An 8,264-nucleotide genomic window follows, 5' to 3' on the forward strand; every position below is an offset into this window, starting at 1 on the left:
CAACAATCAGTTCTGGCTCTCTGGTGTCCTGTTCCGTTAATAACAGAACAACGGGCGTAAGATTCTAGGTGAATTTTTCGCCCGTTTCAAGCAGCAATTAGTTTGCTGTTGCGTTCAGACCAGCCTGGTCAACGGCAACGCCGGCGCCCATGGTGGTTGAAAGGCTAACTTTCTTGATGTACACGCCTTTCGCCTGAGATGGTTTTGCTTTTTTCAGCGCAACCAGCAGAGATTCCAGGTTTTCTTTCAGTTTGTCAGCGTCAAAGTCCACTTTACCGATGGTAGTGTGGATGATGCCGTTTTTGTCGTTACGATAACGAACCTGACCCGCTTTAGCGTTCTTAACCGCTTCAGCAACGTTAGGCGTTACAGTACCGACTTTCGGGTTTGGCATCAGGCCACGTGGACCCAGAATCTGGCCCAGCTGGCCAACAACGCGCATTGCATCCGGAGAAGCAATAACAACGTCAAAATTCATTTCGCCTTTCTTGATCTGATCAGCCAGGTCTTCCATGCCTACCAGCTCAGCGCCTGCTGCTTTAGCAGCTTCAGCGTTGGCGCCCTGGGCGAAGACAGCAACACGTACTGAACGACCAGTACCGTGTGGCAGAACGGTCGCGCCGCGAACGTTCTGATCAGATTTACGTGCATCAATGCCGAGGTTGACAGCAACGTCAACGCTTTCAACGAACTTGGCAGTAGCCAGTTCTTTCAGCAGAGCAACAGCTTCAGCAATATCATACTGCTTGGTCGCGTCAACTTTGTCGCGAATTACGGTCATGCGCTTGGTCAGCTTAGCCATTTCTTAGTCCTCTACTACCAGGCCCATGGAACGAGCAGTACCTTCGATTGAGCGAGTCATCGCTTCAACGTCAGAACCAGTCATGTCCGCAGCTTTGGTTTCTGCGATTTCACGTACCTGAGCACGAGTCACTTTACCGACTTTATCTTTGTTCGGCTTACCAGAACCAGACTTGATGCCCGCTGCTTTTTTCAGCAGTACGGCAGCCGGAGGCGTTTTGGTAATGAAGGTAAAAGAACGGTCGCTGTATACGGTGATAACAACAGGAGTCGGCAGACCTTTTTCCAGAGATTCGGTCTTAGCGTTGAACGCTTTGCAGAATTCCATGATGTTAACACCCTGCTGACCCAGAGCTGGACCAACCGGTGGACTTGGGTTCGCCATACCAGCTGCAACCTGCAGCTTGACGTAGGCTTGGACTTTCTTAGCCATGATATTTCCTCAATTGGGTTATAGCGCCTGTAAAGGCTCCCCGTGATAACGATTTACACGCTGTTGCCAGCGCATAAAAACAAAAGGCGCGAAATTGTAGTTAAATTTCGCGCCTGCTGCAACAGCTAATTTGTGAGCGGAAAGAGGTTAACCTTTCTCCACCTGACCGAAGTCGAGCTCAACCGGCGTGGCACGTCCAAAGATGGAAACGGATACCGTCAGGCGGCTCTTCTCGTAATCCACATCTTCAACCACACCGTTAAAGTCAGCAAAAGGACCGTCATTAACGCGAACCATTTCACCTGGCTCAAACAGGGTTTTCGGACGAGGCTTGTCGCCGACCTGCTGCAGACGGTTCATGATCGCATCAACTTCTTTATCGCTGATAGGTGCCGGACGGTCAGATGTACCGCCGATGAAACCCATCACGCGTGGGACGCTGCGTACCAGGTGCCAGCTGGCGTCATTCATCACCATCTGAACCAGTACGTATCCCGGGAAAAACTTGCGCTCGCTCTTACGACGCTGGCCACCACGAATTTCAACGACTTCTTCAGTCGGAACCATGACGTCGCCAAACAGCTCTTCCATGTTGTGCAATTTGATATGCTCGCGCAGCGATTGTGCTACGCGGCCTTCAAAACCGGAAAACGCCTGTACGACGTACCAGCGTTTCTTTGGAGCTTCAGACATCTCAGAACCTCAGGCCAGTGATAAACGATACCAGACGGACCAGAATACCATCCAGCCCCCACAAAATCAGTGACATCACGGCAGTAACCGCGGCAACGATTAACGTGGTGTGCAGCGTTTCCTGGCGGGTTGGCCAGATAACCTTACGCATTTCTGTTCTTGCTTCACGAGCAAAAGCCACGGTCGCTTTGCCTTTGGTCGTTAAAAGCGCAATGCCGCCAGCCGCTGCAATCAGTACAACTACGGCTAAAGCACGCAGTGGCAGTGACACATCACGATAGAGGTAGTTACCTACAATCGCTGCAAGCAGCAGTAACACGACCACTACCCACTTTACCGCTTCCAGGCCACGCCCGCTCCCTTGAGCTTCGGTATTCGCACTCATAAACCAACCTGCCACAATAATTCAGAAACTATTCTGCCCCGCAGTGCGAGGCGTCCAAACCGAATGAGCTTTTGGGGCGTAACTCGGTATCCAACGCCGCATAACAGAGCCTGTCTCAGCAATGATTATGATTCAAAAAATCACTGATGAGCCAGGTTCTATGAAACAGCGTGCAAAAAGGGCATCAAATGATGCCCTTTCCGTGTGCATTGCGTCAAACGTTATCGGTAATTATGCGATAACTTTAGCAACAACACCCGCGCCAACGGTACGGCCACCTTCGCGGATTGCGAAGCGCAGACCTTCGTCCATTGCGATTGGGTGGATCAGGGTAACAACCATTTTGATGTTGTCGCCTGGCATGACCATCTCAACGCCTTCTGGCAGCTCTACTGAACCGGTTACGTCAGTTGTACGGAAGTAGAACTGTGGACGATAGCCTTTGAAGAACGGAGTATGGCGGCCACCTTCGTCTTTAGACAGAACGTAAACTTCTGACTCGAACTGGGTGTGCGGCTTGATTGAGCCTGGCTTAGCCAGAACCTGGCCACGCTGGATGTCTTCACGCTTGATACCGCGCAGCAGAACACCACAGTTTTCGCCTGCCTGACCCTGGTCCAGCAGCTTACGGAACATCTCAACACCGGTACAGGTTGATTTCACAGTATCTTTGATACCAACGATTTCAACTTCGTCGCCGACTTTAACGATGCCGCGCTCAACACGACCGGTAACAACGGTACCACGGCCAGAGATTGAGAATACGTCTTCGATTGGCAGCAGGAACGGCATGTCGATCGCACGGACTGGATCCGGGATGTAGTTGTCCAGGTGTTCAGCCAGCTCAACGATTTTTGCTTCCCACTCTGGAACGCCTTCCAGCGCTTTCAGAGCAGAACCACGAACGATTGGGGTGTCATCGCCTGGGAAGTCGTACTGTGACAGCAGGTCACGTACTTCCATCTCTACCAGTTCCAGCAGCTCTTCATCATCAACCATGTCACACTTGTTCAGGAACACGATGATGTAAGGAACGCCAACCTGGCGACCCAGCAGGATGTGCTCACGGGTCTGTGGCATTGGGCCATCAGTCGCAGCAACAACCAGGATCGCGCCGTCCATCTGCGCAGCACCGGTGATCATGTTTTTCACATAGTCGGCGTGGCCTGGGCAGTCAACGTGAGCGTAGTGACGTGCAGCAGTCTCATACTCAACGTGTGCGGTGTTGATGGTGATACCGCGGGCTTTTTCTTCAGGCGTGCTGTCGATCTGATCGAATGCACGAGCCTGGCCGCCGTTGGTTTTAGCCAGTACGGTAGTGATAGCTGCAGTCAGGGTGGTTTTACCGTGGTCAACGTGACCGATGGTGCCCACGTTTACGTGCAGTTTGTTACGTTGAAATTGCTCTTTAGCCATCGCTAGTCCCTCTAAGACACGGATATATCAATGATATCATCACATTAACCAGGCAATGCCTGACTGCAAGGAAGTTACAGAGAAAATCAGGAGGGAGATTAAAGGAAGTGGTGCTGATACCCAGAGTCGAACTGGGGACCTCACCCTTACCAAGGGTGCGCTCTACCAACTGAGCCATATCAGCACATCTGGAGCGGGCAGCGGGAATCGAACCCGCATCATCAGCTTGGAAGGCTGAGGTAATAGCCATTATACGATGCCCGCATCCTGGAACTCGGCTACCTGTTCTTTCTGTAGCTTGCAGATAACAGAGATGTTTCTCTACTATCTACTGCCTGTCAGCGAAGCTGACCGACTTTGACTTCGCTAACGCTCAGTCTGAATTCAGGGTGATAAGTGACTCACCTGACAGATAAACAGGTTGTTTATCTGCGTACCCAACCGCGAGGTTGAGATGGTGGTGGGAGAAGGATTCGAACCTTCGAAGTCTGTGACGGCAGATTTACAGTCTGCTCCCTTTGGCCGCTCGGGAATCCCACCTACTTGATGGTGCCGGCTACCGGAATCGAACTGGTGACCTACTGATTACAAGTCAGTTGCTCTACCAACTGAGCTAAGCCGGCATCAAGTGGAGCGCATTCTAGGAAGGTCGGGCTCTGGATGCAACTAAAAAATCGCTTATTTTTTTCTATCGCTTACTATTTGTGCAAATAATCGCATTTTAGTGTTTTTGTGCAGAATATTTGTGCAATCTGGTCCTGTTTTCATAGGATCAGTCGGCTCGCGCTAATGCCTTAGGCCTCTCTCTGGACCGCTTTTCAGCAGGTAAATGATCTGCAGGGAGTATTTTTATTTCACACGCCTGTACCGAACGATGCTTTTTTGACCTCGCCTGCGCTTTTTTTTCATGTGCAGGCACTTTTCTGTAGAAAGCAGGCCTGTTTTGACATGCGTGTCCCTTATGTCGGTACGACGATGACCAGGCGTGGAGCCTTTCAAAATGACTCTATGCCGTTTGTTCGTTTGCTGAAGTTCTTATGGGACATATTGAATCTGTACCGCCTCAGCCTCTCTCTATGCCCTTATAGCGGCGTTTTGTCATTCAGACGTGTCAGATGTAAAAAGCAGATAAAAGCCGCACATGCGCTGTGATGACCTGCAATATCATAAACAACGATAAAGCAGTAAAAATTAAAGCCACCATGATGTTTTGTGGGTATGCCGACGAAAGCGAGATCACGTTTATCTTTTTACTTCTGTTAAAAGCCATACTGGTGATACCCTCCAGCCCATTGTTCTCACTGATAAACCAGCGATTCGTGATTCACTTCACCTGTGCTGTCCTGCTTATCGGATAACACGCGGTTGATAGCCATGAATTTGCGGTCAGATGCATGCTTATGGATAAAACGACCCCCCTGACAACGCCTTATTTAGAGTTCACTCGTGAGCAATGGGCTGCATTACGTGATTCCGTACCTATGACGCTGTCAGAGGAAGAGATCGCGCAGCTGGAGGGCATCAACGAGGATCTCTCGCTGGAGGAAGTAGCGGAAATTTATCTGCCACTTTCACGTCTGCTTAATTTTTATATAAGTTCTAACGTTCGCCGGCAGGCTGTACTGGAGCAATTTCTGGGCACCAATGGCCAGAAAATCCCCTATATCATCAGTATTGCGGGTAGCGTAGCGGTCGGTAAAAGCACGACTGCGCGTGTCTTGCAGGCTTTGCTCAGCCGCTGGCCTGAACATCGCAAAGTCGAATTGATCACCACTGATGGCTTCCTTCATCCTAATGCCGTGCTGAAAGAGCGTGGATTAATGAAGAAAAAAGGATTCCCGCAATCCTACGATATGCACCGGTTGGTCAATTTCGTCTCCGATTTGAAGTCGGGAGCCAGTCAGGTGACTGCTCCGGTCTATTCACATCTGATTTATGATGTCATCCCTGATGGCGATAAAGTGATACAGCAGCCTGATATTCTGATTCTGGAAGGTCTGAATGTATTACAGAGTGGAATGGACTATCCCCACGATCCCCATCATGTCTTTGTTTCAGACTTCGTCGATTTTTCTATCTATGTTGATGCAGAGGAAGATCTCTTGCAAAGCTGGTATATCAATCGATTCCTGAAATTCCGCCAGGGCGCATTTACCAATCCGGACTCCTATTTCCATCATTACGCCCAGCTTTCAGAAGCAGAAGCGGTTGAAATTGCTGGCAATTTATGGAAAGAGATTAACTGGCTTAACCTGCAGGAAAATATCCTGCCGACGCGCGAACGAGCCAGCCTGATTATGACCAAAAGTGGCGATCACGCAGTCGATAAGGTTCGCTTGCGTAAATAACTGCTGTCATAAAAAAGCCTGCGTTGCTGCAGGCTTTTTTTACTCAGACAGGACGCAGTGATATTTCTCCACCCACCCAGGCTTTTATTTCGCCATCCTGTTCCAGTAACAGGCCACCCTGGCTGTCTACGCCTCGCGCAATACCATGGACCTCACGTTCACCGATAAGCAGCTTAACCGGCCGGTTAATAAAGTTATCCAGCGCAGCCCAGCGTGCGACAAACGGGGTTAATCCCTCCTGCTCAAAGAGCGGCAGAGCTTCGCGCAGACTGTTGATCAGACGTGCCGCAAGCTCATTGCGGTTTACCGTTACCCCGGCCTCCTGCAGGTTAATCCAGCCCTGATTAATCTGTGATGCATCGGCTGTTCGCATCGCCAGGTTAATCCCTGCACCAATCACGATCTGCGCAGCATCGCCGGTTTTACCTGTCAGTTCGACCAGAATACCCGCCAGTTTACGATCGTTAAGGTAAATATCATTGGGCCATTTTACGCGGACATCGTCGGCCCCTAATGAACGTAATGTCTCAGCCATGATAATGCCAATTACCAGGCTCAGGCCCATCGCCGCTGCCGGCCCCTGCTCCAGACGCCAGTACATAGACATATAGAGGTTAGCGCCAAAGGGCGAAAACCACTGACGCCCACGACGGCCGCGACCTGCCTGCTGATATTCCGCAATGCAGGCAGCACCCGACTCCATTTCATGCATACGTTCCAGCAGGTACTGATTTGTGGAATCAATCACCGGGATTACCGAGACGTTACCCTGCGTAACCTGTGAGAGTATCGCCTGCTCATCCAGCAGCTGTATCGGGGCAGAGAGACTGTAACCTTTACCTGTCACGGTATAGACGTCAAGACCCCAGCTTTTTAACGTCTGGATATGCTTATTTATGGCTGCGCGACTCATGCCCAGCGTTTCACCCAGTTGCTCACCGGAATGAAACTCACCATCCGATAAGATATCAACCAGCTTTAGCGGAACATTATGGTCTTTCATGCGATCACCCCGACGGCATTACACTCACCCTGCGCCTGAATAAAGCGCACTTCGGGCTCAAGCCAGACATCAAATTTTTCACCAACCTGAGCGCGTACGGTTTTTGCCAGCGCAACGATATCGCCGGGTGTGGCATTTTCAGCGTTGATCAGCACCAGTGCCTGTTGCTGGTGAACTGCCGCGCCCCCGATGCGATACCCCTTTAGCTGGCACTGCTCGATAAGCCATCCTGCTGCCAGTTTGATTTCACCATTTGGCATCAGATAGTGTGGCATAGCCGGAAAATGCGTCAGTAGTGAGCTGCACTGCGCCTCGGTGACTACAGGATTTTTAAAAAAGCTGCCTACATTACCGGTGACTTTCGGATCGGGTAATTTGCTCTGCCGCATCTGGCATACCGCGTGATAGACATCCCAGGCATTGGCCGTCACCGGATTGAGCGTTTTCAGATCGCCGTAGGTTAATACCGGTTGCCATTGCTTAGGCAATATTATCCCGACTGCGACGATGACATAGCCTGACTGGTAGTGATGTTTAAAAATGCTGTCACGATAGCCAAACTCACAGGCTTCACGATCGAGACGTTCTGTCTGACCACTGTGCAGATTAAGTACATCCACGTATTCGCAGACGTCTTTTAATTCCACGCCATAAGCACCTATGTTCTGAATCGGTGCCGAACCGGTCATACCAGGGATCAACGCCAGATTTTCCAGGCCTGTGATCCCTTTTTCCAGCGTGCTTTTAACCAGCTGATGCCAGTTCTCACCTGCCCCAACGTGCAATTTCCAGCACTCATATTCATCCTGAATTTTGATGCCTTTGATGCGGTTCAGCACCACTGTACCGGCAAAATCTTCCAGGAAGAGGACATTGCTGCCTTCACCGAGCACAAGGAAAGGCGTTTGATCACTCTGGCTGGCCTGCCATGCTGCCAGAATGGCGGCTGGCGTCTCGGCGACGATGCGTTTCTGTGTATGTACTTCAAGCCCAAGCGTATTGTCGGCTTTTAAGGAGGGATGCTGGCTGGACATTTGACGGCCTTTACTGAGTTATCTGGCCGTAGTTTACCGTATCAGAGAGGGGTTCTCAGGCTGTTTTCGGGGGTTATGATGAGGTTTTTCACGATCTGCAGACGTAAAAAAGCCCCGCACTTTCGTGCGGGGCTTCTTCACTTATTTAATG

Annotated in this window: 8 protein-coding genes and 4 tRNA genes; 1 reads left to right on the forward strand and 11 read right to left on the reverse strand. The window is 50.6% G+C overall.

The genetic code is table 11. The features are described 5' to 3' along the window. Positions 1–97 precede the first annotated feature (97 nt). From rplA to ACK13D_RS21695, 9 genes are all read right to left on the reverse strand, one after another. The gene (gene rplA, locus ACK13D_RS21655) at positions 98–802 is read right to left on the reverse strand and encodes a 50S ribosomal protein L1 (RefSeq protein ID WP_010261038.1); all 705 of its coding nucleotides are present in this window, start codon (positions 800–802) and stop codon (positions 98–100) included. Between the two features lie 3 nt (positions 803–805). Beyond that, positions 806–1,234, reverse strand: coding sequence for a 50S ribosomal protein L11 (gene rplK / locus ACK13D_RS21660; RefSeq protein WP_006121495.1), 429 nt, complete (start codon positions 1,232–1,234; stop codon positions 806–808). Between the two features lie 147 nt (positions 1,235–1,381). After that, complete coding sequence (gene nusG, locus ACK13D_RS21665; RefSeq protein ID WP_003848088.1) at positions 1,382–1,927, reverse strand: transcription termination/antitermination protein NusG; 546 nt, start codon at positions 1,925–1,927, stop codon at positions 1,382–1,384. 1 nt (position 1,928) lies between these two features. After that, positions 1,929–2,312: a preprotein translocase subunit SecE gene (gene secE, locus ACK13D_RS21670; RefSeq protein ID WP_008927141.1), complete on the reverse strand. Its 384-nt coding sequence runs from the start codon at positions 2,310–2,312 to the stop codon at positions 1,929–1,931. Positions 2,313–2,543: 231 nt separating this feature from the next. Further along, entirely contained in the window at positions 2,544–3,728 is a 1,185-nt protein-coding gene (tuf, locus tag ACK13D_RS21675; RefSeq protein ID WP_111535190.1) for an elongation factor Tu, read from the reverse strand. Between the two features lie 108 nt (positions 3,729–3,836). Further along, positions 3,837–3,912: transfer RNA gene (locus tag ACK13D_RS21680), tRNA-Thr, on the reverse strand. Between the two features lie 5 nt (positions 3,913–3,917). Then, positions 3,918–3,992: transfer RNA gene (locus ACK13D_RS21685), tRNA-Gly, on the reverse strand. Positions 3,993–4,183: 191 nt separating this feature from the next. Then, positions 4,184–4,268 (reverse strand) — tRNA-Tyr (locus ACK13D_RS21690). 7 nt (positions 4,269–4,275) lie between these two features. Next, positions 4,276–4,351, reverse strand: a tRNA-Thr gene (locus ACK13D_RS21695). Between the two features lie 777 nt (positions 4,352–5,128). Here ACK13D_RS21695 and coaA point away from each other — a divergent pair. Further along, the gene (coaA, locus tag ACK13D_RS21700) at positions 5,129–6,076 is read left to right on the forward strand and encodes a type I pantothenate kinase (RefSeq protein ID WP_010672227.1); all 948 of its coding nucleotides are present in this window, start codon (positions 5,129–5,131) and stop codon (positions 6,074–6,076) included. A 43-nt stretch (positions 6,077–6,119) separates the two neighbouring features. Here the strand turns inward: coaA and birA are convergent, their stop codons facing one another. Together birA and murB are read right to left on the reverse strand one after the other, a co-directional pair. Further along, a complete protein-coding gene (gene birA / locus ACK13D_RS21705; RefSeq protein ID WP_010261004.1) occupies positions 6,120–7,079 on the reverse strand; it encodes a bifunctional biotin--[acetyl-CoA-carboxylase] ligase/biotin operon repressor BirA in 960 nt (319 codons plus the stop codon). Then, positions 7,076–8,113, reverse strand: coding sequence for a UDP-N-acetylmuramate dehydrogenase (murB, locus tag ACK13D_RS21710; protein WP_158149661.1), 1,038 nt, complete (start codon positions 8,111–8,113; stop codon positions 7,076–7,078). Before murB ends, birA begins: the two co-directional genes overlap by 4 nt. Between the last annotated feature and the right edge of the window lie 151 nt (positions 8,114–8,264).

The sequence above is a fragment of the Pantoea sp. K16 genome (assembly GCF_048452805.1).
In the GTDB taxonomy this organism is placed as follows: domain Bacteria; phylum Pseudomonadota; class Gammaproteobacteria; order Enterobacterales; family Enterobacteriaceae; genus Pantoea; species Pantoea agglomerans.

Excerpts from the sequence above, each read along its gene's own strand:
- rplA (WP_010261038.1), bottom strand. The coding sequence starts at position 802 with ATGGCTAAGCTGACCAAGCGCATGACCGTAATTCGCGACAAAGTTGAC.
- rplK (WP_006121495.1), bottom strand. The coding sequence starts at position 1,234 with ATGGCTAAGAAAGTCCAAGCCTACGTCAAGCTGCAGGTTGCAGCTGGT.
- nusG (WP_003848088.1), bottom strand. The coding sequence starts at position 1,927 with ATGTCTGAAGCTCCAAAGAAACGCTGGTACGTCGTACAGGCGTTTTCC.
- secE (WP_008927141.1), bottom strand. The coding sequence starts at position 2,312 with ATGAGTGCGAATACCGAAGCTCAAGGGAGCGGGCGTGGCCTGGAAGCG.
- tuf (WP_111535190.1), bottom strand. The coding sequence starts at position 3,728 with ATGGCTAAAGAGCAATTTCAACGTAACAAACTGCACGTAAACGTGGGC.
- coaA (WP_010672227.1), top strand. The coding sequence starts at position 5,129 with ATGGATAAAACGACCCCCCTGACAACGCCTTATTTAGAGTTCACTCGT.
- birA (WP_010261004.1), bottom strand. The coding sequence starts at position 7,079 with ATGAAAGACCATAATGTTCCGCTAAAGCTGGTTGATATCTTATCGGAT.
- murB (WP_158149661.1), bottom strand. The coding sequence starts at position 8,113 with ATGTCCAGCCAGCATCCCTCCTTAAAAGCCGACAATACGCTTGGGCTT.